This is a genomic window from Coprobacter secundus subsp. similis, from assembly GCF_015097275.1.
Lineage (GTDB): Bacteria > Bacteroidota > Bacteroidia > Bacteroidales > Coprobacteraceae > Coprobacter > Coprobacter secundus.
Genome location: NZ_AP023322.1, coordinates 1,458,797 through 1,482,635, shown reverse-complemented (window position 1 = coordinate 1,482,635; position 23,839 = coordinate 1,458,797). Strand labels below are relative to the sequence as shown.

The 23,839-nt window shown below is 49.6% G+C and carries 25 protein-coding genes and 1 pseudogene; all 26 read left to right on the top strand.

The window, feature by feature from the left end:
* Positions 1-23: 23 nt before the first annotated feature.
* The 26 genes and pseudogenes from Cop2CBH44_RS05975 to Cop2CBH44_RS05850 all read left to right on the top strand — a co-directional run bounded on the left by Cop2CBH44_RS05975 (position 24) and on the right by Cop2CBH44_RS05850 (position 23,803).
* Positions 24-365 (top strand): helix-turn-helix transcriptional regulator, encoded by a 342-nt coding sequence (locus tag Cop2CBH44_RS05975; RefSeq protein ID WP_005812869.1) that lies wholly within the window; start codon positions 24-26, stop codon positions 363-365.
* A gap of 2 nt (positions 366-367) precedes the next feature.
* Positions 368-1,474 (top strand): AAA family ATPase, encoded by a 1,107-nt coding sequence (locus tag Cop2CBH44_RS05970; RefSeq protein WP_005812867.1) that lies wholly within the window; start codon positions 368-370, stop codon positions 1,472-1,474.
* A gap of 200 nt (positions 1,475-1,674) precedes the next feature.
* Positions 1,675-2,574, top strand: coding sequence for a DUF8464 domain-containing protein (locus tag Cop2CBH44_RS05965; protein ID WP_005812865.1), 900 nt, complete (start codon positions 1,675-1,677; stop codon positions 2,572-2,574).
* Positions 2,575-3,165: 591 nt separating this feature from the next.
* Positions 3,166-3,702 carry a hypothetical protein gene (locus Cop2CBH44_RS16510; RefSeq protein WP_246469183.1) on the top strand — a complete coding sequence of 179 codons (537 nt, stop codon included), beginning with the start codon at positions 3,166-3,168 and terminating at the stop codon, positions 3,700-3,702.
* Positions 3,690-4,469: a hypothetical protein gene (locus Cop2CBH44_RS05955; RefSeq protein ID WP_005812861.1), complete on the top strand. Its 780-nt coding sequence runs from the start codon at positions 3,690-3,692 to the stop codon at positions 4,467-4,469. The genes Cop2CBH44_RS16510 and Cop2CBH44_RS05955 overlap by 13 nt, the downstream gene beginning before the upstream one ends.
* On the top strand, positions 4,466-5,236 hold the full coding sequence (locus Cop2CBH44_RS05950; RefSeq protein WP_007837351.1) for a metallophosphoesterase: 771 nt from the start codon (positions 4,466-4,468) through the stop codon (positions 5,234-5,236). The genes Cop2CBH44_RS05955 and Cop2CBH44_RS05950 overlap by 4 nt, the downstream gene beginning before the upstream one ends.
* A gap of 221 nt (positions 5,237-5,457) precedes the next feature.
* Complete coding sequence (locus Cop2CBH44_RS05945) at positions 5,458-5,910, top strand: hypothetical protein (protein ID WP_005812857.1); 453 nt, start codon at positions 5,458-5,460, stop codon at positions 5,908-5,910.
* Positions 5,907-6,239 (top strand): DUF4134 domain-containing protein, encoded by a 333-nt coding sequence (locus Cop2CBH44_RS05940; protein ID WP_005812854.1) that lies wholly within the window; start codon positions 5,907-5,909, stop codon positions 6,237-6,239. The genes Cop2CBH44_RS05945 and Cop2CBH44_RS05940 overlap by 4 nt, the downstream gene beginning before the upstream one ends.
* 58 nt (positions 6,240-6,297) lie before the next feature.
* Positions 6,298-6,555 (top strand): annotated as a pseudogene (locus tag Cop2CBH44_RS05935) (DUF4134 family protein); the annotation flags it as partial.
* A 562-nt stretch (positions 6,556-7,117) separates the two neighbouring features.
* Positions 7,118-8,929, top strand: a complete 1,812-nt coding sequence (locus Cop2CBH44_RS05930; RefSeq protein WP_004289323.1) for a reverse transcriptase/maturase family protein — start codon at positions 7,118-7,120, stop codon at positions 8,927-8,929.
* Between the two features lie 24 nt (positions 8,930-8,953).
* Complete coding sequence (locus Cop2CBH44_RS16605; RefSeq protein ID WP_121765382.1) at positions 8,954-9,148, top strand: DUF4134 family protein; 195 nt, start codon at positions 8,954-8,956, stop codon at positions 9,146-9,148.
* 48 nt (positions 9,149-9,196) lie between these two features.
* Positions 9,197-9,496: a DUF4133 domain-containing protein gene (locus Cop2CBH44_RS05920; protein ID WP_200755706.1), complete on the top strand. Its 300-nt coding sequence runs from the start codon at positions 9,197-9,199 to the stop codon at positions 9,494-9,496.
* A gap of 122 nt (positions 9,497-9,618) precedes the next feature.
* A complete protein-coding gene (locus Cop2CBH44_RS05915) occupies positions 9,619-12,324 on the top strand; it encodes a TraG family conjugative transposon ATPase (protein WP_008021336.1) in 2,706 nt (901 codons plus the stop codon).
* Positions 12,325-12,544: 220 nt separating this feature from the next.
* Complete coding sequence (locus Cop2CBH44_RS05910; RefSeq protein WP_005816117.1) at positions 12,545-15,085, top strand: hypothetical protein; 2,541 nt, start codon at positions 12,545-12,547, stop codon at positions 15,083-15,085.
* Between the two features lie 14 nt (positions 15,086-15,099).
* Positions 15,100-15,825, top strand: coding sequence for a hypothetical protein (locus tag Cop2CBH44_RS05905; protein ID WP_005816118.1), 726 nt, complete (start codon positions 15,100-15,102; stop codon positions 15,823-15,825).
* A gap of 27 nt (positions 15,826-15,852) precedes the next feature.
* Entirely contained in the window at positions 15,853-16,617 is a 765-nt protein-coding gene (locus Cop2CBH44_RS05900; protein ID WP_005816119.1) for a DUF5045 domain-containing protein, read from the top strand.
* A 43-nt stretch (positions 16,618-16,660) separates the two neighbouring features.
* Positions 16,661-17,491 (top strand): phage antirepressor, encoded by an 831-nt coding sequence (locus Cop2CBH44_RS05895; RefSeq protein ID WP_005816120.1) that lies wholly within the window; start codon positions 16,661-16,663, stop codon positions 17,489-17,491.
* A gap of 15 nt (positions 17,492-17,506) precedes the next feature.
* Positions 17,507-17,908, top strand: a complete 402-nt coding sequence (locus Cop2CBH44_RS05890; RefSeq protein ID WP_005816121.1) for a hypothetical protein — start codon at positions 17,507-17,509, stop codon at positions 17,906-17,908.
* Positions 17,908-19,038 (top strand): hypothetical protein, encoded by a 1,131-nt coding sequence (locus Cop2CBH44_RS05885; protein ID WP_005816122.1) that lies wholly within the window; start codon positions 17,908-17,910, stop codon positions 19,036-19,038. Before Cop2CBH44_RS05890 ends, Cop2CBH44_RS05885 begins: the two co-directional genes overlap by 1 nt.
* A 65-nt stretch (positions 19,039-19,103) precedes the next feature.
* On the top strand, positions 19,104-19,505 hold the full coding sequence (locus Cop2CBH44_RS05880; RefSeq protein ID WP_005816123.1) for a hypothetical protein: 402 nt from the start codon (positions 19,104-19,106) through the stop codon (positions 19,503-19,505).
* A gap of 3 nt (positions 19,506-19,508) precedes the next feature.
* Positions 19,509-20,123: a conjugative transposon protein TraK gene (traK, locus tag Cop2CBH44_RS05875; RefSeq protein WP_005816126.1), complete on the top strand. Its 615-nt coding sequence runs from the start codon at positions 19,509-19,511 to the stop codon at positions 20,121-20,123.
* A 12-nt stretch (positions 20,124-20,135) separates the two neighbouring features.
* Complete coding sequence (locus tag Cop2CBH44_RS05870) at positions 20,136-20,555, top strand: hypothetical protein (protein WP_005816127.1); 420 nt, start codon at positions 20,136-20,138, stop codon at positions 20,553-20,555.
* Complete coding sequence (gene traM, locus Cop2CBH44_RS05865) at positions 20,539-21,681, top strand: conjugative transposon protein TraM (protein WP_200755705.1); 1,143 nt, start codon at positions 20,539-20,541, stop codon at positions 21,679-21,681. The genes Cop2CBH44_RS05870 and traM overlap by 17 nt, the downstream gene beginning before the upstream one ends.
* A 69-nt stretch (positions 21,682-21,750) precedes the next feature.
* A complete protein-coding gene (gene traN, locus Cop2CBH44_RS05860; RefSeq protein WP_005816133.1) occupies positions 21,751-22,596 on the top strand; it encodes a conjugative transposon protein TraN in 846 nt (281 codons plus the stop codon).
* Between the two features lie 71 nt (positions 22,597-22,667).
* Complete coding sequence (locus Cop2CBH44_RS05855; RefSeq protein WP_425285375.1) at positions 22,668-23,141, top strand: hypothetical protein; 474 nt, start codon at positions 22,668-22,670, stop codon at positions 23,139-23,141.
* 8 nt (positions 23,142-23,149) lie between these two features.
* The gene (locus Cop2CBH44_RS05850) at positions 23,150-23,803 is read left to right on the top strand and encodes an Lcl C-terminal domain-containing protein (protein WP_005816136.1); all 654 of its coding nucleotides are present in this window, start codon (positions 23,150-23,152) and stop codon (positions 23,801-23,803) included.
* Positions 23,804-23,839: the final 36 nt, after the last annotated feature.

The window sequence follows — 23,839 nt, the reverse complement described above, 5'->3', positions numbered from 1 at the left end:
AATTTAATTAAGGTACGTGACACATGAATGAAAGACATTTTAGACTCTATGAGCGAATTGTCGCAATAGAAGACAGTTTGGAGGCTTTGGGACCTATTGACAAACTAATAGAGCGAATCGAGGAATTGGAGAAGATGGTCAAGCAGACCAAAACCGTCTTGGGGTTTGACGAAGCATGTAAGTATATTGGTGTTTCTGAAAGCCTGCTATACAAACTTACAGCCGCAAAAGAAGTTCCACACTATAAGCCAAGGGGAAAAATGCTGTATTTTAATAGAGAAGAAATCGACAAGTGGCTGCTCCAAAACAAACAAGAGGTCATTGGAATGGTAACGAAAATAGAAATTGATAATCCGAAAGAATGAAAATGGAAGAAAATAACAAACATGTACAGCCTAACTCAAAAGAGGAAGGAGTACAGCGTCTCAATCGCATATTGAGCGAATCGTTGATAAAGGCAACAGATACTTATAAAACACCTCCTCAGATTATATGGGTTGATAATTCCAGCATAGCCACATTGGGCAACTTCAGTGCTTCTACTGGTAAGGCAAAGGCGAAAAAGACCTTCAACGTGTCTGCCTTGGTAGCCGCTTCCCTCGCCAACGGCAAGGTACTGAACTATCGCGCCAGTCTGCCAGAGGGGAAACGCAAGATACTGTATGTAGATACGGAGCAGAGCCGCTATCACTGCCATAATGTGCTGGAGCGCATCCTGAAGCTCGCTGGTCTACCTACAAGCATCGACAACGAGAACCTTGACTTTATCTGTCTGAGAGAGTACACGCCCTCCGTCAGGATAGAGGTCATAGACTATGCGCTTGCCCAAGACCAAAGCTATGGACTGGTCATCATCGACGGAATCAGAGACCTGCTTCTCGACATCAACAATGCGGGAGAATCGGTCGAGGTCATCAACAAGATGATGGAATGGTCATCAAAGTATGACCTGCACATCCATTGCGTATTGCATCAGAACAAGGGCGACAATAACGTGCGCGGGCATATCGGTACGGAGATGAACAACAAGGCAGAGACGGTGCTTGTCATCACCAAGAGCACCACCAATCCCGACATCAGCGAGGTGAAGGCGATGCACATCCGTGAGAAGGAGTTCAAGCCGTTTGCCTTTACAGTCAATGAGGAAGGGTTGCCAGAGATTGTCGAGCACACGCCGGAGAAGGAAGAAGGTGACAAGCAACCGTCAAGGTTTACTTACCAAGACTTGACATCCGAACAGCATAACGAGGCGCTGACGGCTGCATTCAAGGAGAAACCTATCAAAGGATTCGATCGCATGGTGGAGGAATTAACGCAAGCCTATGCAGACATTGGCTTTAAGCGTGGCAGAAGCGTCATCATCAAAATGCTGAAATACCTGATTAACGAGCAAAAGCTCATAGTGAAGCGGGATAATCATTACTATTTCGGATATACACCTGCCGAGATTGACCTGTTCCATGAAGAGGAATAAAAACAGTTCAGAAACCAGTTTAGTTTACGTCCGTACCTATATATAAGAAATAAGGCCAAAGTAAACCGAAATCGGAGGCTGAATTGGGAAGCGGAAAAGTAGTTTAGCAAATGGTTTAGTTTACGGGTGTGCCTATATAGGAGAAAGGGTAAAGTAAACTGTTTCCATGGACAAAGTAAAACCGAACAAATGAAAGTACAATGAATATTGAACAATCGAAGAAACTGAGCATTATAGACTTCTTAGACAAGGAGAATGTAACGCTGAAAAAGAAGAAGGGCAATGCCTACTGGTATCTGTCACCCTTCAGGGACGAGAAGACCGCATCGTTCAAGGTCAGCAAGAAGGAGAACCTGTGGTACGACTACGCCATTAAGGAGGGCGGTGACCTTGTGGAGCTGGTAAAGCGTATGTATAACAAACAATCCGTTTCCGATGCCCTTGCCTACCTTGCGTCCAAGAGTATTGCCACTGTGGATAAGGCAATCGAGACCGCTATCGCAGCCAAGGAATACACGACAACCAAGATGAACGATGTGAAGCTGCTCCCACTGAGCAACCATTCTCTGCTGTCCTATTTCAGTAGCCGACGGATAGACATCACCATTGGCAGGATGTATTGCAGGGAGATACACTACAAGGTTGAGCAAAAACATTACTATGGCATTGCCTTTGGCAATCTGAGTGAAGGACATGAGGTGCGCAATCCCTATTTCAAGGGCTGCATCGGGCATAAGGACATCACCCTGCTTGCCCATACGTTCAACGAGTGGCAAAACGGTTGTCTGGTCTTTGAGGGCTTCATGGACTTCCTTGCTTATATGACCCTCGTTAAACAGCAAGACCGATGGTTTGTCGTTGAAAGCCCTTGCGACTATATGATACTGAACTCAGTCGCCAACCTCAAACAGGCATTGCATTACCTTGACCGTTACACCCACATCCATTGCTTCCTCGACAACGACCAGGCAGGACGCAAGACGGTTGAGAGCATCAGCAATGTATTCGAGTACAGGGTGACGGACGAGTCCTTCAGATATGCCGACTACAAGGATGTCAACGACTATCTGATGAGGAAGAAACGAACGGCATCTGAATGACATTATAAAGACGAAAACACCATCATTTGATGCAAAAATGGCTCAAATGCATTGAAATTACATATCAAATCTGCACTTTTTCGCCCAAACATGCTTGATTCTCAATTATTATCCTTATTTTTGCATCGTTTTAATACATTATTAAAATGTAGCAGAATGGAATTGAAAAAAGAAATAAGGATATTGGGCAGACGCTTTGAGGTGGAACCTCGTGCCAAGGAAAGCCTGAAAGGCATCACGGTTGGCGAGAAACTCTCATACCGTTTCTATGATGGCACATACCAAGGCACGCCCCTGCTGTTCGTTGAGCCCAAGAAGGGCAATCCCTCTCCACGGACTTGCGCCATCACGGGCAAGCGGTTGACCGAAGCCCTGGGACTGCCTGCGGTGTTTATCCTTGCGCCCGGACCCACCTACGAGCGACACAGACTGGCAGACAAAGGAGTCTTCTTTGTCATGTCCGAGGAATATGCCCATCTGCCAGGCATCATAGCATTGGAGAAGACAAGCAACAGGAAGATTGCCGAAGTATTGACCCCTGTGGCGCAATACATACTACTCTATCACCTACAGGTGGGCAGTATTGAAGGAATGTCGCCAAGGGATATTGCACCGTTGCTTCCATATTCTTACGAAAGCGTCACGTTGGGTGTCACCTGTCTTGAAGATGTAGGACTGTGTCAAAAGATTCAGAACGGACAGCGCAGCAAGGTGGTACACTTCGAGTTGAAGGGCAAGGAACTGTGGGACAAGGCTCAGAACGTCTTGCTGTCACCTGTGGAGAACCGCATCTTTTGCGATGACATACGCTTGGATGCGGAATACCCCGTATGCGGCATCAATGCCCTGGCACATTATTCCATGCTTAATCGTGACCGGGAAGAGATGATAATGATGACAAGCAAGGAATATCGTGCCGTCAAGTCGGCTGATGTCATGGAGAATCCCAACATCTATGACGGCAACTATATCATAGAGGTATGGAAATACCCTGTTGTCAGCAAAATGGGCGACAAAAGCCAGTGGGTTGATCGCCTTTCCCTTGTCCTTTCGTTGAGAGATGATGATGATCCGAGAGTAGAAAAAGAAGTAGAACGAATAATCAGTGAACAGAAATGGAAGGATTAGTCAAGTTCCGTGAAGCATTTGCGGAATACTCAGAAAACTATGTGGTGATAGGCGGAGCAGCCTGTGACATCACCATGACCAATACCGTGGTGCGTCCACGCGCCACACACGACATCGACATGATAGTCATCGTAGAGAACATGACCGAGGCTTTCGCCAATCGCTTCTGGCAGTTTGTGCGGGAGGCTGGCTATCGACCTGAAAAGAGGAAACAGGAGGCTGGTGAGCCACCAAGGTATGAAATGTATCGTTTCCTTGATGGTAAAGACGGCTATCCCGAGATGATAGAACTGCTGTCACGCCACCCCGACGTGCTTGGAGAGCCAAAGGGATTTGTCATAGAACCTATCCCGACCGATGAAGATGTGTCGAGTCTTAGTGCCATCATCATGGACGATGATTACTATCACTTTACTATCGCACACAGCCAACTGACTGATGGCATACGCCATGCCAATTCCGCTGCCTTGATAGCACTGAAGGCAAGAGCCTACCTAAATCTCATGGCAGACAAGCGGGACGGCAAGCATGTGAACACCAAAGACATCAAGAAGCACCGTTCGGACATCCTGAAAAATGTGGTCATAATGACTGAGGACAACATTGAGGCTCCTGCTTCAATAGTGGCATGTATAAGGGAGTTTGTCGCCTCCATCAGAGCCGACTGGTCAACTCTCGCAGAACCATTGTCAAAGTCACTCGGTCAAGACGAGGCATTTGTGACCGGACTGTTAGATCAACTGGATGAATTGTTTATAGAAGCATGACCAATATGAAGATACAATACGCATCCGACCTGCATCTGGAGTTTGCCGACAATTGGCGGTATCTGAAAGCCCACCCCTTGGAGGTGACGGGCGACATACTGCTGCTTGCCGGCGACATCGGCTATCTCGGCGATGACAACTACTCCAAGCATCCCTTTTGGGACTGGGCATCGGAGAACTACAAGGAGGTGCATTGCTGCATGGGCAACCATGAGTTCTACAAATATTATGATGTGGCGACACTGCCCGACGGCTATCTCTTGGAGGTACGTCCCAATGTATTCAGCCACTACAACGGTATTGCGAGGATTGGCGACACCGACATCATCCTCTCCACCCTTTGGTCGAGGATTCCTTTGGAGGACGCTTACTTCACCGAGCAAGTGATAAGCGACTTCCGCCGTATATTATATAAAGGTGAGCTGATGACCCATGCCCAATTCAATGCTGAGCATGAACGTTGCCTCACCTTTATCAAGGATGCAGTGGCATATTCGCAAGCAGCCCATAAGATTGTTGTCACCCATCATGTACCATCGTTCCGTATGCTCCACCCAAAGTTTCAAGGCAGCAAGGCAAACGTGGCGTTCACCGTAGAGTTGGAGGACTATATCACCGATAGCGGCATAGACTATTGGATATACGGACATTCGCACACCAACATCGATGCCAGGATAGGCAACACCCAATGCTTGTCCAACCAGTTGGGCTATGTTTTCTCTAACGAACATCAGGACTTCTCCCATGGCAAGTACCTGACCATATAGCCATCCACATTTTTTTCATCCACCCTCTTTACAAGCTCTTCCCTATCGGAAGGGCTTTTTTTGTGCCTTTCGAGTTTGATTTTTGAGTATGATTGCGAGTGTAATCAAAATTAGAGTTAAGATTTGGCTCCGCGGAAAGTCATTTCGGTTTAAGATTGAAGAAAAGGTAGTTCCTTTGCATCGGCAATAAGCCAAACCATAGTAAAATCAAACTTGAAAATATGAAGTCATTTGTAATATTCGCCATTGTCGTGACCATAATCTATGTCATCTACTATACGGTCATCATCGTGCAGGATCTGTACGGAAAGCCCAAGGACGAGAAGTCACAGGGCGAGTCGTTTGATGTCAGTGACATGACCGACGAGGAAGAGTCGATAGCGGTCAGCGAGAGCGACGGTGGTTTCAGCGTAGGCGACAACCAATATGAGACAGCCTACGAGGAGAAGCAGCTTGCAGAGCCTACAGAGGAGGCAGCCGCCACTGCGGAAGAGAGCAAGCCTCATGTGCTTGAAAAGATACAAAGCGCAATCGAGAAGAAGATGGAGGAAGTGAATACCACCTATTCCGACCCCATGTATTCGGAAGAATTGAACAACACCATCATCGCCCGCGGTCTTCGTCACAATGGACGTGACATGGTCAAGGTGGAATCACTCAATAATGAGATATGATGTCAAAAACAAGAAGTGCATTTCTATCATTATATGCCGCTTTAACCCCAGCTCTGGCCAGTGCTAAGTGTGGCAACGTGGACTACAGCTGGGGAGCGGACGCACTTGCGAGTGCCCATGACTATGCCGTGACGATGATGCTCTATATCGTTTATCTGTGCTATGCAGTGGCGGGCATCGTGGTCATAGTCAGCGCCTTGCAGATATATATAAAGATGAATACGGGCGAAGAAGGAGTGAAGAAGAACATCATGATGCTGGTGGGAGCCTGCCTGTTCCTCATAGGAGCGACCATCGTCTTCCCCGCTTTCTTCGGTTATCAGATTTGAGATACAGGTGATACGAGATAAGATAACTCAAAGTGTAACAAATTAAAAGGTAAAAAGAATGTTTGAAAGGATTAACAAGAAGGTGAAGGGATTCTTCTCTTCACAGCGCATGAAAACGCTCGCCCTGATGTTGCTTGTCGGCACCACCGCAGCAATGGCACAGAACGCAGCCGGCGACTACTCGGCAGGAACGACCGCGCTTACCACAGTGACGGAGGAGATTGCCAAGTATGTACCTATCGTGGTGAAGCTCTGCTATGCCATTGCAGGTGTCGTTGCAATTGTCGGAGCCATAAGCGTTTACATCGCCATGAGTGCGTCCGTAATGGTTGCATGATAAATTCCTCTTTAGCAAGAGGATAGGTCAGGGTTCAAGTGATCTACTTCCACCCAAATAAGCCCGAGGGGAAACCTAAAGGTGAAAATAGCACTTTGGGAAAGCAATAAGTCAGTCAAAAGCCAGACTGCGACTGAATTGCGAGGGAGAAAGACAGATATGAGGATAAAGTCCATACTGATTGAACGATAGCCCAGCGGCAAAAGATGTAGCTGCGACGGAAGGCTTTTACAAACGTCGCATTGTGGCACTAAGACAACGTCATTGGTGTTATAGCAAAGAACCAGCCACAACGCAACCGCAGTAAGCGGAGAAAAGGGCGGAAGTCGTATCCGACAATCTGTCGTGCTAATAGTTATCATACAGCTAAACGGAGATTACCTAAGTTGGAAAGCCATGAAAGTGGCTATGGGCTTTGGCTCTGAATATCCAATATGGTAACGGAGTTCCCATAGTAGTCCGAGCAAGGTAATGCCTTGTACATGGCGAAGGGGAACAGTTAGTAATGTTTTAATACAAATTTTGAAAACGTGTAAGACGTATGGAAAAATCAGAAAGAGTATTAAAAGCTCTAAGTGACCACAGTCAAAGTTCGGATTATAAATACGAGCGACTGTATCGGTATCTGTTCAGTGAAGAGATGTTCGCTGTAGCCTACCAACGCATCTATGCGAAGCAAGGCAACATGACACCCGGAACTGACGGCAAGACCATCGATGAGATGAGTCTTGAAAGGATTGAAAGATTGATTGTGTCCTTAAAGGACGAAAGTTACCAACCCCACCCTGCACGCAGAGTGTACATACCGAAGAAGAACGGCAAGAAACGTCCGCTCGGTATTCCCTCATTCGAGGACAAATTGGTGCAGGAGGTAGTTAGACTGCTGCTTGAAGCTATTTATGAAGGTCATTTTGAAGGCACTTCACATGGTTTCCGACCGCATCGAAGCTGCCACACGGCATTGGGTATGATACAGAAGTCTTTTGCGGGAGCAAAGTGGTTTATCGAGGGAGACATCAAAGGCTTCTTTGACAACATAGACCACAACGTACTGATTAGCATTCTTCGTGAACGCATATCAGATGAACGCTTCCTCAGACTTATCCGTAAATTCCTCAATGCAGGGTATGTGGAGGACTGGAAGTACAACAAGACGTACTCAGGAACTCCGCAAGGTGGAATAATCAGCCCCATGCTGGCTAACATCTACCTTGACAAGTTCGACAAGTACATCAAGGAGTACGCAGCCAAATTCCGCAAAGGTGACAGACGCAGCATCAATCCCGAATACTGGCGTTTGAACAATAAGAAGAACTGGCTGAAAAAGAAGTTGCAGAAAACATCCGATGAGCAGATACGGAAAAGCTATCTGTATGAAATTGCCCAACTGAGCAAACAGATGCTGTCCACTCCTCACAAGGATGCAATGGATGCGGACTTTAGAAGAATGCAGTATGTAAGGTATGCGGACGATTTCCTTATATCGGTTATCGGAAGCAAGTCTGAATGCGAGACCATCAAAGCGGACATCACCCAATTCATGAGAGAACAACTCAAACTTGAATTGTCTGATGAGAAAACTTTGATAACACACGCACAAGACAAGGCGAAATTCCTTGGATATGAAATCTTCATCAGAAAGTCAGACGCAGTGAAAAGGAATAAGGACGGAGTTCTCAAAAGAGACTTCAACGGCGCAGTGGTGTTAACCCTTAACTCGGCTGTGATACAAAAGAAGCTCACTGAGTACAACGCGTTGGAGGTCAGAAACATTGATGGCAAAGACATTTGGTGGTCAAAGCCTCGCAGATATATGACTCCAATGAAGCCCGAAGATATTCTTGCCCAATACAATGCGGAAACCAGAGGACTTTACAACTACTATTCACTTGCTGCAAACGTGTCCAAAGAATGTGCATCTTTCGCCTTCATTATGAAGATGAGTATGTTCAAGACACTTGGCTGGAAACTGAACACTTCCGCAAGGAAAGTTCGCCAGAAGTATCAGAAGGACAAGGACTTTGTCATTCCGTACAACGATGCCAAGGGAAAGCAGAAATACAGAGTCTTCTACAATGAGGGTTTCAAAAAGAGAAATGCTCAGTTCGATGTTGACTATGACAAACTGCCACAGACCATGTACGTGCCATATCCGAGCCTTGTGGAAAGGTTGAAGGATGGCAGATGTGAACTATGTGGTAAGGAAGGAAAAGTAGTCATGCATCATGTGAGGACTCTCACCAAGCTGAAAGGCAATAATGAGTGGGAGAAACTGATGCTCAAAAGACATCGCAAGACACTGGTTGTCTGTGAGGACTGCAACTCTATGATTCAGAACTATGGTAAAGAGTAATGTTACTAATGGAAAGCCGTATACATGGAGACATGTAAGTACGGTTTGGGGGCGAGTACTCGGAAACCGCCCACCGCAAGGTGGGTATGGCGCTGGGTGCTTAGCCCACACAACGAGGAACAGGACGTGAAAAAGAAGATCATGATGGTCGTCGGCGCATGTATTTTCCTCATTGCAGCAGCCCAGGCACTGCCTCTGTTCTTCGGCATTGGAGGTTAAACGCAGCGTGAGATTGTGAGTATGTAGAACGTTAAAACACTGACAGTTATGGCAGATACAAAGCAAGAGCGTTTTCCGGATTATCCCATTTTCAATGGACTGCAACGTCCATTGGAGTTCTTCGGGTTGCAGGGACGCTACATCTACTGGGCGGCAGCCACCGCAGGAGGAGCCGTTGCGGGTTTCATCCTCGGCTACTGCATCTTCGGTTTCGTGGCAGGACTCGTGCTGCTAGTCCTCGCCGTAGCTGTCGGTGGCGTTCTCATCGTCATGAAGCAGCGCAAGGGCTTGCACAGCAAGAAGAGTGACAACGGCATATTCATCTATGCCTATTCAAAGAAAGTGTAAAACAAAAAAGAGAATCCATTATGTCCAAGTGGAAAGCTATCAATGATTGTAAGTGAATGGAGGTGGGGGCATCACGCATGAGGGTGCGCCCGCCTTTTTGCGATTAAAAAAGAAAAAGAACAATGACCCTATACATCATACTCATATTCTCAGCCATCTGCGTGGGCATGGCCATCAGTGTCAAGGCATTCGGCACGGGAGGGAAGCGCAAGCGCATCTTCCAGGACATCTACTTCTCCATCGAGGAAGTGGATGGCATCGGCGTGCTCTATACCAAGACGGGCGAATACTCCGCTGTTCTGAAGATGGAGAACCCTGTGCAGAAGTATTCCGCCAACATCGAGGCCTACTATGAGTTCACCCACCTCTTCGCCGCCCTTGCCCAGACCTTGGGCGAAGGCTATGCGCTGCACAAGCAGGACGTGTTTGTGAGGAAGGCATTCAAGGAAGAGAACGGTGGAAATCATGAGTTCCTGAGCGAGAGTTACTTCCGCTATTTCAACGGCAGACCCTTTACCGACAGCGTCTGCTACCTCACCATCACACAGGAGAACAAGAAGAGCCGTCTGATGTCGTTCGACAACAAGAAATGGCGTGACTTCTTGGTGAAGATACGCAAGGTGCACGACCAGCTGAGGGATGCCGGCGTGAAGTCCCGATTCCTCGGCAAAACGGAAGCCTGCGAGTATGTGGACCGTTTCTTCTCCATGAACTTCCGTGACAAGGTGGTGTCGATGACCAACTTCAAGGTCGATGACGAGACCATCGGCATGGGGGACCGTAGCTGCAAGGTGTATAGCCTTGTGGATGTGGATTATGCCAACTTGCCGTCGGTCATCCGTCCCTACGCAAATATCGAGGTGAACAACACCAGTATGCCCGTTGATCTCGTGAGCATCGTCGATAGCGTGCCCGGAGCCGACTGCGTGGTGTTCAACCAGATGGTGTTCGTGCCCAACCAGAAGCGTGAGCTTGCCCTACTCGACAAGAAGAAAAACCGCCATGCCTCCATGCCCAACCCCAGCAACCTGATGGCTGTAGAGGACATCAAGCGTGTGCAGGAGGTGATAGCCCGTGAGAGCAAGCAGCTCGTCTATACCCACTACAACCTCGTGGTGGCAGTGAGCGGCGACACCGACATACAGAAATGCACCAACCATCTCGAAAACTCCTTCTCGCGCATGGGCATCCACATCAGCAAGCGGGCCTACAACCAGTTGGAGCTGTTCGTCAACTCTTTCCCCGGCAACTGCTATGGCATGAATGCCGACTACGACCGATTCCTCACCCTCGGCGATGCCGCCACCTGTCTGATGTACAAGGAGCGCATCGTGCATAATGAGGACACCCCGCTGAAGATATACTATACCGACCGCCAAGGTGTGCCCGTAGCCATCGACATCACAGGAAAGGAGGGAAAGGAGAAGCTGACCGACAACTCGAACTTTTTTTGTTTGGGTCCTTCGGGCAGCGGCAAGTCGTTCCACATGAACAGCGTGGTGCGTCAGTTGTGGGAGCAGAACACCGACATCGTCATGGTCGATACGGGTAACTCGTATGAGGGACTCTGCGAGTATGTGGGCGGCAAGTACATCGCCTATACGGAGGACAAGCCCATCACCATGAACCCCTTCAACATCAGCAAGCGGGAGCTGAACATTGAGAAGATAGACTTCCTGAAGAACCTGATACTGCTGATATGGAAAGGCTCGGAGACGCAGATACCCGAACTGGAGTTCCGTGTCGTGGAGCAGTTGGTGACGGAGTATTACGATTTCTATTTCAACGGTGTGCAGCCCTATCCTTCCTCACAGAAGGAGACACTGAGAAAAAACCTCTCCACCATGGAGAAGCGGCGCGGCACGGAGCTGACGCAGATACACGACAAGGTGGAGAAACTCATCAAGGGACTGGAGGAACGGCGCATGGCATTGAGCGTGAAGACCCTCTCCTTCGACTCATTCTATGAGTTCGCCTGTGAGCGTCTCGACCAGATCTGCATCGAGAACAACATCACCACCATCGACTGCGACAACTTCGCCTATATGCTCCAAAACTTCTACCGTGGCGGCAAGTACGACAAGATTCTCAACGAGAACGTGGATAGCACCTTGTTCGACGAGACCTTCATCGTCTTCGAGGTGGATGCCATCAAGGAGAACAAGCAGCTCTTCCCCATCGTGACGCTCATCATCATGGACGTGTTCCTGCAGAAGATGCGCCTGAAGAAGAACCGCAAGTGCCTTGTCATCGAGGAGGCATGGAAAGCCATCGCCTCGCCGCTGATGGCCGAGTACATCAAGTACCTATACAAGACAGCCCGAAAGTTCTGGGCGAGCGTGGGCGTAGTGACACAGGAGATACAGGACATCATCGGCAGTCCCATCGTGAAGGAAGCCATCATCAACAACTCCGACGTGGTGATGCTGCTCGACCAAAGCAAATTTCGTGAGCGATTCGACGAGATCAAGGCGATATTAGGATTGACGGATGTGGATTGCAAGAAGATATTCACTGTCAACCGCTTGGATAACAAGGAGGGAAGAAGTTTCTTCCGTGAGGTGTTTATCCGACGTGGATCGACGAGCGGAGTGTATGGTGTGGAGGAGCCGCACGAGTGCTATATGACCTACACCACCGAGCGAGCTGAGAAGGAGGCATTGAAACTCTATAAGCATGAACTGAAGTGCAGACATCAGGAGGCTATCGAGCGGTATTGCAGAGATTGGGATGCCAGTGGCATCGGGAAGTCGTTGGCATTTGCGCAGAAGGTCAATGAGGCGGGGCATGTGCTCAATTTGACGGACGATGGAGCCACTCGCCGCTGACACGGCGAGCACGGGGGCTGATTGATGGAAACGGAAATCCCGGAATAGACGTAAAGCCCAGATGCCCGAAAGCAAAACTTTCGGGAACGGTGGCTGGGTAGTATTTACGATTAGTAGTAAATACGATTAGTAGTGAATACTACCAATAGTAAATACTACAAGTAGTAAAGTAGTGGAATAGTAGAAACTGAAAGTAGTAAAAACGTAAAGTAGTGAAGCAATGAGACGTTTATACCTTATTATAATATATATGTGTCTTACACTTGTCGTGGGAAGGGTTCATGCGCAGTATTACAGCGTGAACTACGACAAGCAGATCGTTGCCGCCATGGCTGCCGCATTCGGTGCTGGAGCTATGGCAGAGAGCTATTATAACGAGCAGGTGGGCGAAATCTTGAAGCACTACAATGCCGCAGAGGTTGCCACTGCCGGCATCTTCGCTGCCAAGTTCTTGGAGCGCAAGGCATTCACCGACCTCGGCATTTGGAGCAGTAGCACGGAGAACTACTATTACCGCCGCATCCACAATATGGTGGCGAACAAGATTATGCCCAAGATATGGACGGTGGCAGGAATGATGCTGAAAAGTCCGCAGACCGCCCTCTACTGGGGCAGTTACCTGATGAAGATATGCGCCGACACAAAGTCGCTGTGTATGCAGTTTGAGAGTGTCGTGACCAACAGTAGCTTGACCTTTGCCGACATTCAGTTCTTGGAAATCAACCAAGAGATAGCCGCCATCCTCAAACTCTCGGAGATAGGCAATGTAGATTGGCAGCAGCTGTTGGATGACATCGCCAGTGTGCCCGGCAACTTCACCGTGGAGAACCTCACCGCCGACATCGAGACGCTTTACAATATGGGAGCATCGTTGGCGACGGCAGGTATCAACGGGGCATCAGGCGCACTCTTGCAGCAGAGTGCCTTCAACGACCTTTTCAATGGCAAGGTGAGTAAAATCATCGACATCTATGACAACTACCATGACCTCTATGAACAGGCAGAGAACGGCATCGGCAGCACACTCCTTAGTCTGGTGGGTGGCGAGGACAACGTGGCAGCCCTCTTCGACCTCTCCAACTACAACATCACCTCGTGGATGACAGACTATCTGAGCGAGACGCAGGGCAACTACTATACACAGCGTTGGTACATTGCCCGACGAGACCAAGGCAGCGTAAGCCTCTGTGACTACTATCCGCCGACCGATGACAACAGTATTCTGAACGGTGACCATTGGTATCGTATCAACACCTCCGACCCCAACTTCTACCCTAACAGCACGCAGCGAGAGCAGATACTGGCCAACTCGGAGAACCATGCCGGATGGAGCCGCAGCCGTGTGCAGCAGCTCAACGCCCAGAGCGACGGCTTCACCTATACGATGAACTATTGGATGTCGTCGTACATCATCAGCCGTGGCGGCAAGCAGACCAAGAAGGCCTACGCCTACGAGATACACGTTACCAAGAGCTGGAACAACGTGGAAGAGGTGTATGAGGATGTCTTCGACTCCTACAGCATGGACTTGAATACCTTCAAGCGTCAGTTGCAGGCACGTCTCTCGGAGTATAACGACAACGAGGAGGGCTATGTCTATTACATCGGCAGTGACGCACGCCGTTACTATCAAGCCACCGATGCCGCCAAACTGAAGGGCGTGGAGAGCGTGACCATCAGCGTCACCTGTTCGGACGGTGTCACCCTCGGACAGGGCAGCACGCAGTACAAGTGCCGTGAGTGCGGCGGTTCGCTCAATGCCCACAGCAAGGAATGCGCCATGAGGACAAGCGTATCAGAAAATAATCTCGACCTATCGGAACTGGACGAGAAGGAACGTGAGGCGAATAGCAAGATAGCCCTGTTGGAGGCGCAGATAAGCCAGTTGGAGACAGAGAACAGGAACCTGCTCACGCAGATAGCCAATGCCTCTGTGGAGGAAGCCCCTGCCTTGCGGCAGCAACATAATGTCAACAAGACGAAGATAGACAACCTGAAGAAGGAATTGGCGACATGGCAGCAGCAGTTGGCAGACATACAGAATGCCAAGAGCGAGGCGGCTAACGACAATGCCACCTCCACCGATGACTACTACCGCATCCCTGCCATCATGCAGGATGTGAAGTCAGCCTACAATCTCACGTGGCAAGGTGCCGGTTCGTGGAACGGCTACACCTACGTCCGAACTGCCACCATGCCCAACATCAACGGCATTATCACCTTCAAGGCGACACTGTCCATTGCAAGGAAGCCCAAGTACTTCCTTGGCATCAAGATACACCGTGCGATACTGCAAATATCGTGGGAGCTGACCTCGGAATACACCGACACACAGGTGGTGGATGTGCTGACCCTTGACCCGAATGCCTCTGACGAGGAGAAGACGAGGCAGGTGAACAGCCGTATCTCGGAGATAGCCCAGGAGTTCCCGTCGTGCAGCATCACCACAGAATATGCCAAGAGCGAGGCAACCCAGACCGCCGACAATGACGATGTAATACACCTGCTCTGGTCGAGCGACCGTCTGGAGATAGCCCGTGAAGTAGATAGCCGTATCACCAAGATTTACGCCGACTTGGTATCATTAGAAAAAATGATGCACTACAAGCGCAGCATCATTGACGTGCTGAAGGACATTCTTCCTTCAATCGACGCAGACCAAGGTCGCAGAAGGACACTCATTGAAGAGTGCTACGAGCGATGGAGAGAGAATGCAGACCCTAACAGAGGGAATGGTGAAGATAACGAGAACGAAAACTGAGGGAGGAACGGAGAATGAGACATACCATCATCATAGCTCTCCTGCTGATTACCCTCTTCCCCAATACAGCCTTGGCGCAATGGGGATTCGATGCGGTATCGGTGGAAGCATACATCAACGACCACAAGAAGCAGCGCAGCCTCTTGCTGGCACGCAGCACTTTGGAGTACAGCAATCAACTGCTGCATGAATACAGCAGTGAAGAGGTGGGCAAATACAAGGAACTGAATGTGGATTTGGACAAATACACCCGGGCCTTCGACATCATCGATGTGATGTACCAGTCGTTGCGCACGGTGCTGAACGTGAAGAGCACCTACCAGACGGTGAGCGACCGCATCAGTGACTACAAGAACCTGTTGGAGGACTTCAATGATAAGGTCATCAAGCGGAAACACATCGAACTGGCTGACACGATGCTCATCAGCATCAACAAGAAAGCCATCGACAACATATACAACGAAGGAAGCCAACTCTACCATAGCGTCAACGACCTCGTGTTGTATGCCACAGGAGCGGCAGCCTGTTCAACTTCCGACCTGCTGATGGTGTTGGACAATATCAACAATTCGTTGGACCTGATAGAAAAACATCTGAACCAAGCCTACTTCCAGACATGGCGGTATGTGCAGCTGCGCATGGGCTATTGGAAGGAGAAGGTGTATCGGACGAGGACGAAGGAAGAGATACTGGAAGATGCCTTCAGCCGATGGAAAGTGGCAGGAAAACTTGACTATTGACGGATTGTAAACAAAAGAAGAACGGACATGAAGAAGACAATGATACTCATCATGGCGGTAGCAACCACCATCAAAGCCACAGCCCAGAGCGTGACCTACAACCACGACTCCTCCAAGCAGAACCAGATAACGGTGATGGAGACAGGTGGCGGTTCTCTCACCCCTGAGTTCTATTATTGGCTGTTACATAACAACTATAAGAAGACAGCGGCAGAGAAGAACAAGTTAGGTTTCCGCACTCTTGCCGGCATCAACCTCTACAACCAAGTAGATGATGCGGAGAAGATAGACTCTGCCCTCACCAAGCGTGCTGAGGTGGAAGCCTTGAACGTAGCCGACCGACAGATAGACCTCGCCTGGCTTGCCGAAAGCAGCAAGATCAACGGTCAGTTGGACAAGATGAAGGCGAACATAGACCATATCATCCCTACAGGAGGCACCATCAACGACAAGCGTCGGTGGGAGGAACTGTACAATATGTACCAGTGTGCCGTGAAAGCCACCAAGGATGCCTATATGCCCAATGCACAGAGAAAGCGGCAGTATCTTAGCATCTATGCCGACCTGACGACACAGAACGAGACACTACTGAAATACCTTGTGCAGCTCAACACCCAAAGCCAGACTACCGCCCTCTTGGCAGCCACCAACGACCGTGTAGTACATAAAGGCAGCATCATCAGCGATGCCAAGAGCCGTTGGCAGGAAAACATGAAGGGCGTGAGGAGCTCGACAGGCACTGACGGCGATGATGCCAACAGCGGTGAGGGTGAAGAAAGTGTGAACAGATAGAAATAAGGGAAGAGAAGAAATAATCACAAAACAGCATAGAGATATGAACGATATTCAGATTTTCAACAACGAGGAATTTGGAGCAGTCCGAACCACAGGAACACCAGAGCAACCCTTGTTCTGTTTGGCTGATGTGGCAAGAGTTCTTGGACTAAAAACCAGCAAGTTGGTACAACGACTTTCGGATGATGTACTTTCAAAGTACCCCATCTCGGATAGTCTTGGAAGAGAACAGGTTACAAACTTTATCAATGAAGACGGACTGTATGATGTCATCCTTGACAGTCGCAAACCCGAAGCCAAACGTTTCCGCAAGTGGGTGACATCGGAGGTGCTCCCCTCTATCCGCAAGCATGGTGCCTATATGACACAGCAGACCATCGAGAAGGCATTGGCAGAGCCAGACTTCCTGATACGGTTAGCAGTCAATCTGAAGGAAGAACGACAAAAGCGTCTGCTTGTCGAACAGGAGTGTGAACACCAAAGGACACGCATCGTTGAGTTGGGATCCAAGGTGGATGACCTGCAACAGGAGGTGACGGAGATGAAGGACAAGGTGAGTTACCTTGACATCATCCTTGCCACGAAGAGCAGTGTCCTGGTCACACAGATAGCACAGGACTATGGCGAGTCGTCCATCCGCTTCAACCGACGTCTGAAGGAGATGAACATCCAGTATCAGCGTGGCAAGCAGTGGATTCTGTATGCCGACTACAAGGACTGCGGTTATGTGACCAGCGAGACCTACCTCATTAAACACAAGGACGGTACGGAGGATGTGCGCATGAACACCAAATGGACACAGAAAGGTCGCCGCTTCCTCTATGAGAAACTGAAGAGCGTGGGAGTCATTCCTGTTATCGAAAGAACATAAAATAAAGAAATAGCTATGGAATCAATATCAAAAATACAGTTACGTCTCTATGCCGCCAAGAGGAAAAACGGCAAGTGGCAGTTGGAGATGTCAAGGATGCCGAAGCGAATCAGCGTTATCGGCAGGACACCCATCGTTGATGAGCATTATATGCCATCTGATTTAGAGGTAGTTTCAATGTCAAAGCTTCACAAATATGTCGGAAGTTACTACGGCAAGATTGTGAAGACCCTCAAAGAGGAAGGCATCATCACCAAGGAATATGGAATGTGGAAACTGCGTGAAGACCTTCAGGACAAGGGCATTGCGGTATATGTCACAGGCAGGATGCGCTGCTTCTACCACTTCTATCTGTCATGGACACCGAAAGGCATAGAGTTTATCAAAGAGATTATCAACAATAGAACCAGGCACTGATGGCAGACAACATACTCAGCGATTTCGGCATCAACATCCTCGAAGAGGAGATTGACGATGTGATATTCCAGACCAACGAGTTCCTGACCGATGCCACCTTCACAGGCTCACAAGGGCCGTTCTGGTGGATCCTCCAAATGTGTATGGCATTGGCGGCACTGTTCTCTATCATCGTGGCGGCAAGCATGGCCTACAAGATGATGGTGAAGAACGAACCGTTGGACGTGATGAAACTGTTCAAGCCCTTGGTGGTGAGCATCATCCTCTGTTGGTGGTACCCACCTGCTGACACAGGCATGACCAACAGCGGCAGCAGCTGGTGCGTATTGGATTTTCTATCCTATATTCCCAATTGCATCGGCAGTTACACCCACGACCTCTATGAGGCAGAGGCGACCCAAATTTCCGACAAGTTTGAGGAGGTGCAGCAGTTGGTATATGTCAGGGACTCGATGTACACTGACCTCCAGGCACAGGCAGACGTGGCGCATAAGGGCACATCAGACCCCAACCTGATAGAGGCGACGATGGAGCAGACGGGCGTGGACGAAGTGACCAACATGGAGAAGGATGCCAGCAAACTGTGGTTCACCTCACTGACGGCAGGGGCCGTGGTGGGCATCGACAAGATAGTGATGCTGATAGCCCTGATCGTGTTCCGCATCGGTTGGTGGGCGACGATATACTGTCAGCAGATATTGCTCGGAATGCTCACTATATTCGGTCCAATACAATGGGCATTTTCGTTGCTGCCCAAGTGGGAAGGAGCGTGGGCGAAGTGGCTAACCCGTTATTTGACAGTTCATTTCTACGGAGCCATGCTCTACTTCGTCGGTTTCTACGTCCTGTTGCTGTTTGATATTGTGCTCTGCATACAGGTAGAGAACCTGACGGCCATCACCGCCAGTGAGCAGACGATGGCAGCCTATCTGCAAAACTCGTTCTTCTCGGCAGGCTATCTGATGGCAGCGAGCATCGTGGCGTTGAAATGCCTGAACCTCGTGCCCGACCTTGCGGCATGGATGATACCAGAGGGCGACACCGCCTTCTCAACCCGAAACTTCGGCGAGGGCGTGGCACAACAAGCCAAGATGACGGCTACGGGAACCATGGCGACCGTGATGAGATAACATGTGAGTGTGCGGTGAGTCACCGCACCTCCTATTGAAACAAATAAAAGTAACCATCAAGAAAAATGAAAGCAAAAAATGAAATTGAGCGTTGGCTCAAAGATGAGAAATTCATGGCGTTTGCCAACAAGCGTGCAAAGGAAGAGTTTTTCAATTCCGAAAACAACTACATCGACCCACAGTATGAGGAGATGGCAGAAGGCTTTGAGGATAACGACGAGTATGTAGTGCCTATGGTAGATTACCTGAGTTATCGCTTGCATCGTGCCAAAATCTACAGAAATCGACGGAGACGTGAACGTGACATCTGGTGGGTGTGGATCCAACTGAAATACGAAGGCATCTACGTAGAGGCTTGCATCAAGTATTACGCCAAACTGGTGGAAGAAGTTGAGAAGGACATATACACCATCCTGCACCGTGAATATGTGAGAATGAAGAGAAATCAGACCTCAAACAAGCAGTAACGTATGGTAATCAAGAACTTAGAAAACAAAATCAAGCTGGTGGGCATCATCTGCTCTGCGTTCCTCATGGGCTGCATCATCATCTCGGTGTCGAGCATCTGGACGGCGCGCTGCATGGTGACGGACGCGCAGCAAAAGGTGTATGTATTGGACGGCAACGTGCCCATACTGGTGAACCGCACCACGATGGAGGAAACGCTGGATGTGGAGGCAAAGAGCCATATCGAGATGTTCCACCATTACTTCTTTACGCTTGCTCCCGATGACAAGTACATCCGCTATTCGATGGAGAAGGCGATGTATTTGGTCGATGAAACTGGTTTGGCGCAGTACAATACGCTGAAGGAAAAGGGCTTTTACAACAATATCATGGGTACGAGTGCCGTGTTCAGCATCTTTTGCGACAGCATCAAGTTCAACAAGGAGAAGATGGAGTTCACCTACTACGGTAGGCAAAGGATAGAGCGAAGGAGCAATATTCTGATGCGTGAATTGGTGACGGCGGGACAGGTGAAGCGCGTGCCGAGGACGGAGAACAATCCTCATGGACTGCTCATCACGAACTGGAGAACCTTGCTCAACAAGGATATTGAGCAGAAGTCGAAGTCAAACTTCTAATATCCTAGCGGTATGAGTGTAAAAGGAATCAGACGGATGCTTGTGGGCGAGGATATGCCCGACAAGAACGACCCCAAGTACAAGAAGCGGTATGAGAAGGAGGTGGCGGCAGGGCGCAAGTTTGCCAAGACCGCGAGGATAGACCGTGCGGCGGCTAAGGTGCAAGGCTTTGCCAATGCCCACAAGACGCTGTTTCTCGTCATCGTCTTCGGCTTTGTCGCCACGTGCTTCGGCATCAACATCTACAGGATGGTGCGGTATTACGGTCATCGGACGGAGGCTGCAAGTGCCATCGAGCGGCAGGAAGGGCGCATGAAGCAGATGATGAATGCAGCCCATTGCATCACTCCTCCCGTGACGCATCGAACCAACGAGGAGAATCGAGACAAGTCAGTAACATCAAAATCAGACAGCGATGAGAATAACAGATAAGATAAACTTCCGTCAGCCGAAGTACATGCTGCCAGCCATCGTGTACATCCCGTTGATTGCCACAGGCTATTTTGTCTTTGACATGTTCAATACGGAGGTGGCGGAAACGCAGGACAAGAACCTGCAGACCACCGAGTTTCTGAACCCCAACCTGCCCGGAGCGCAGATTAAGAATGGTGACGGCATCGGTGGCAAGTATGAGAACATGGCGAAGTCGTATGGTCGCATAGCAGACTATTCGGCTGTTGATAACATTGAGCGTGACAACGAAGAAGAGAAAGAAGCGTATGAATCCAAGTACACAGAAGAAGACCTTGCGGAACTCGTCCGTCAGGCAGAAGAGAAGGACGATGCAGCCGAAGTGGCCGATGCCAAGGCGCGAGAAGCGGAAGCACTCGAAGCACTCAACAAGGCACTCGCCGAAGCGAGGCTGAGAGGACAGGCGGCAGTTGCCCCCGTGGCCCAGGATACCACACAGGCTGGGCCTCCCAAGGAGCAGATTGAGGTGAAAGGTCAGATTGCCGAGGACAGCAAGGCGGTGAAGGCACTGGACGAGGAGGACAAGGCACAGGAGGTGGTGAAGAAGATGAAGGTGACTTCGGACTATTTCAACACCCTGACGCAGAACGAGCATGAGCCAAAGCTCATCAAGGCCATCATTGACGAGGACGTGAAGGCTACGGACGGGTCGAGGGTGCGGCTGAGACTGTTGGACGATATTGAGATTGGTGAGACCGTGGTGAAGAAAGGGTCGTACCTCTATGCCACCATGAGCGGTTTCGGTTCGCAGCGAGTGAAGGGTAGCATCAACTCCATCCTTGTGGATGACGAGCTGATAAAGGTTTCGCTTTCGCTTTATGACACGGACGGACTGGAGGGACTGTATGTCCCCGGCAGCCAGTTCCGTGAGACCACGAAAGATGTGGCGAGCGGTGCTATGCAGAGCAACATGAACATCGACCAGAGTGGAGCGAACAACAGTTTCTCGCAATGGGGAATGCAAGCCGTGACCAATGCCTACCAGAAGACAAGCAATGCCATCAGCAAGGCTATCAAGAAGAACAAAGTGAAGCTGAAGTATGGGACGTTTGTTTACCTTGTAAATGGGAAAGAGAAAAGGAAATAGACACTGCCCGACAACGGAATTGTCGGGAACGGTGGCTCATAGAGTATAAACATCAAAAAATCAACTAATATGAATTGTTTTCAGAAAATGAATGTCTGTGCATTGCTTTCGCTGAGCGTGCTTTCAGCCAAGGCGCAGACCACCTACATGGAGATGGAGCAGCTGACGGTCAACGACCAAGTGACCACCGTCATCACCGCCTCCGAACCCATCCGCTTTGTCGATATATCCACAGACAAGGTGGTGGGCGACCAACCCATCAACAACACCATCCGCCTGAAGCCGAAGGACAACGTGTATGCCGACGGTGAGGTGTTGGCGATAGTGACAATCGTGACGGAACGCTACCGCACGCAGTATGCACTGCTCTATACCACGAGGATGCAGGAGGCAGTAACCGATAAGGAAATAGAATGCTCGGAGCGCAATGCCTACAACAATCCCGCTGTAAGCCTGTCCACTGCCGACATGACCAAGTATGCACGTCAGATATGGTCATCGTCTGCCAAATACCGCAACGTGGCGACGAAGATGCACCGCATGGTAATGCGCCTGAACAACATCTACAGCGTGGGCGAATATTTCTTCATCGACTTCTCCGTGGAGAACAAGACCAACATCCGCTTCGACATCGACGAGATGCGCATCAAACTATCGGACAAGAAGCAGAGCAAGGCTACCAATGCGCAGATAGTGGAACTGACCCCATCTCTTGTGTTGGACGATGCGAAGACCTTCAAGTATGGCTATCGCAACGTGATTGTGGTGAAGAAGATGACCTTCCCCAACGACAAGGTGCTGACCATCGAGCTGTCGGAAAAACAGATAAGTGGACGCACCATCTCGCTCAGCATCGACTATGAGGATGTGCTGTCTGCCGATTCGTTTAACCATATACTGTTGGAGGAGGAATAATGAGAATTAGGAATGAGGAATTAGGAGTGAGGAATTGGCTTGTGCATACCTTACTCGTTGTCATCTGTTTTATGGCAAGCATGACTCCGGCAATGGCGCAGCAGAATAGCGACCGCATATCCTTGGGGTTCGGATGCCTGTATGAGCGAGGACTGGACGTGACGCTGTCCTACGAGTATGAGACGAAGTACCACAATGCGTGGGAGTATTTTGCAAACGGATATATCAAGTGGAACGAGTGCGCATCGTGCGGTCATGTCTGTCCTGAGAGTTTTTGGAACAACTACCGCAGTTATGGTTTCGGCTTTGCCTATAAGCCCTGTGTGGCAAGAGGACGCAACCACCATGGCAACATGCGCATAGGAGCATCGGCAGGTAGCGATACTGACAGGTTCTTGGGTGGCATCCACCTCGGCTATGAGCAAAACTATACACTCAGACACGGCTGGAAGCTCTTCTGGCAGGTGAAGACCGATGTGATGATCAAGGGTGAAGACCTGTTCAGAACGGGTATTGTCCTGGGTGTGAAACTTCCTGTAAAATGACTATGCGTATGAAGAAACTGTTTTCAATCTTGGCAGTTGCGGCAACGGTGTTGCTGACTGCCTGTGACGAGCATCAGGACTTTCCCGACACAGCCATGAAGGTCACCCATATCTTGACCACTGACGGCAAGGTGATGCCCTACGAAACCTACGAGCAATCGTGCAAGCAAGCCATTGCAGTGGTGTTCAACGTCAATCAGAGGGAAGAAATGGAGGGAAACGGATATGCCGTCTATCTGTGGGACATCGCTCCCGAAGCCTTTGCTGACAGTATCGGTGTGGAACAGGACACATCCTGTGACCTCACCGCCTACGACGGCAACAAGAACACTTTTGCCCTTTATGGCACGACCGATGTGAAGTCGCCTTTGGCTGAGCGTGTCTTCGACATGTGGCGTTACGGGCAAAGTGCCTATATCCCCAGTGTGGCACAGATGCGTCTGCTCTATCATGCCAAGGACATCATCAACCCATACATCCTGAAATGCGGCGGCACACCTATCCCCGATGAGGATGATGACTGTTGGTATTGGACTTCAACGGAGGTAGAAGGACAAGCGACCGCCAAGGCATGGCTTTACTCACTGGGAAGCGGTGCCATACAGGAGACTCCCAAGTGGCAGCCGCATAAGGCGAGACCCATCATCACGATTATGGATTAGCCCATATACAGACATCGAGTATCACCCGTATCATCA

Bases quoted from the DNA above. Each gene is read 5' to 3' on its own strand.
- Cop2CBH44_RS05930 (WP_004289323.1), top strand. From the start codon at position 7,118: ATGGAAAAATCAGAAAGAGTATTAAAAGCTCTAAGTGACCACAGTCAA.
- Cop2CBH44_RS05850 (WP_005816136.1), top strand. From the start codon at position 23,150: ATGAAGAAACTGTTTTCAATCTTGGCAGTTGCGGCAACGGTGTTGCTG.
- Cop2CBH44_RS16605 (WP_121765382.1), top strand. From the start codon at position 8,954: ATGGAGACATGTAAGTACGGTTTGGGGGCGAGTACTCGGAAACCGCCC.
- Cop2CBH44_RS05945 (WP_005812857.1), top strand. From the start codon at position 5,458: ATGAAGTCATTTGTAATATTCGCCATTGTCGTGACCATAATCTATGTC.
- Cop2CBH44_RS05920 (WP_200755706.1), top strand. From the start codon at position 9,197: ATGGCAGATACAAAGCAAGAGCGTTTTCCGGATTATCCCATTTTCAAT.
- Cop2CBH44_RS05895 (WP_005816120.1), top strand. From the start codon at position 16,661: ATGAACGATATTCAGATTTTCAACAACGAGGAATTTGGAGCAGTCCGA.
- Cop2CBH44_RS05940 (WP_005812854.1), top strand. From the start codon at position 5,907: ATGATGTCAAAAACAAGAAGTGCATTTCTATCATTATATGCCGCTTTA.
- Cop2CBH44_RS05880 (WP_005816123.1), top strand. From the start codon at position 19,104: ATGAAAGCAAAAAATGAAATTGAGCGTTGGCTCAAAGATGAGAAATTC.
- Cop2CBH44_RS05975 (WP_005812869.1), top strand. From the start codon at position 24: ATGAATGAAAGACATTTTAGACTCTATGAGCGAATTGTCGCAATAGAA.
- Cop2CBH44_RS05890 (WP_005816121.1), top strand. From the start codon at position 17,507: ATGGAATCAATATCAAAAATACAGTTACGTCTCTATGCCGCCAAGAGG.
- Cop2CBH44_RS05900 (WP_005816119.1), top strand. From the start codon at position 15,853: ATGAAGAAGACAATGATACTCATCATGGCGGTAGCAACCACCATCAAA.
- Cop2CBH44_RS05910 (WP_005816117.1), top strand. From the start codon at position 12,545: ATGAGACGTTTATACCTTATTATAATATATATGTGTCTTACACTTGTC.
- traK (WP_005816126.1), top strand. From the start codon at position 19,509: ATGGTAATCAAGAACTTAGAAAACAAAATCAAGCTGGTGGGCATCATC.
- Cop2CBH44_RS05950 (WP_007837351.1), top strand. From the start codon at position 4,466: ATGACCAATATGAAGATACAATACGCATCCGACCTGCATCTGGAGTTT.
- Cop2CBH44_RS05965 (WP_005812865.1), top strand. From the start codon at position 1,675: ATGAATATTGAACAATCGAAGAAACTGAGCATTATAGACTTCTTAGAC.
- Cop2CBH44_RS05970 (WP_005812867.1), top strand. From the start codon at position 368: ATGGAAGAAAATAACAAACATGTACAGCCTAACTCAAAAGAGGAAGGA.
- Cop2CBH44_RS05905 (WP_005816118.1), top strand. From the start codon at position 15,100: ATGAGACATACCATCATCATAGCTCTCCTGCTGATTACCCTCTTCCCC.
- Cop2CBH44_RS05955 (WP_005812861.1), top strand. From the start codon at position 3,690: ATGGAAGGATTAGTCAAGTTCCGTGAAGCATTTGCGGAATACTCAGAA.
- Cop2CBH44_RS05855 (WP_425285375.1), top strand. From the start codon at position 22,668: ATGGCAAGCATGACTCCGGCAATGGCGCAGCAGAATAGCGACCGCATA.
- traN (WP_005816133.1), top strand. From the start codon at position 21,751: ATGAATTGTTTTCAGAAAATGAATGTCTGTGCATTGCTTTCGCTGAGC.
- traM (WP_200755705.1), top strand. From the start codon at position 20,539: ATGAGAATAACAGATAAGATAAACTTCCGTCAGCCGAAGTACATGCTG.
- Cop2CBH44_RS16510 (WP_246469183.1), top strand. From the start codon at position 3,166: ATGTCGCCAAGGGATATTGCACCGTTGCTTCCATATTCTTACGAAAGC.
- Cop2CBH44_RS05915 (WP_008021336.1), top strand. From the start codon at position 9,619: ATGACCCTATACATCATACTCATATTCTCAGCCATCTGCGTGGGCATG.
- Cop2CBH44_RS05870 (WP_005816127.1), top strand. From the start codon at position 20,136: ATGAGTGTAAAAGGAATCAGACGGATGCTTGTGGGCGAGGATATGCCC.
- Cop2CBH44_RS05885 (WP_005816122.1), top strand. From the start codon at position 17,908: ATGGCAGACAACATACTCAGCGATTTCGGCATCAACATCCTCGAAGAG.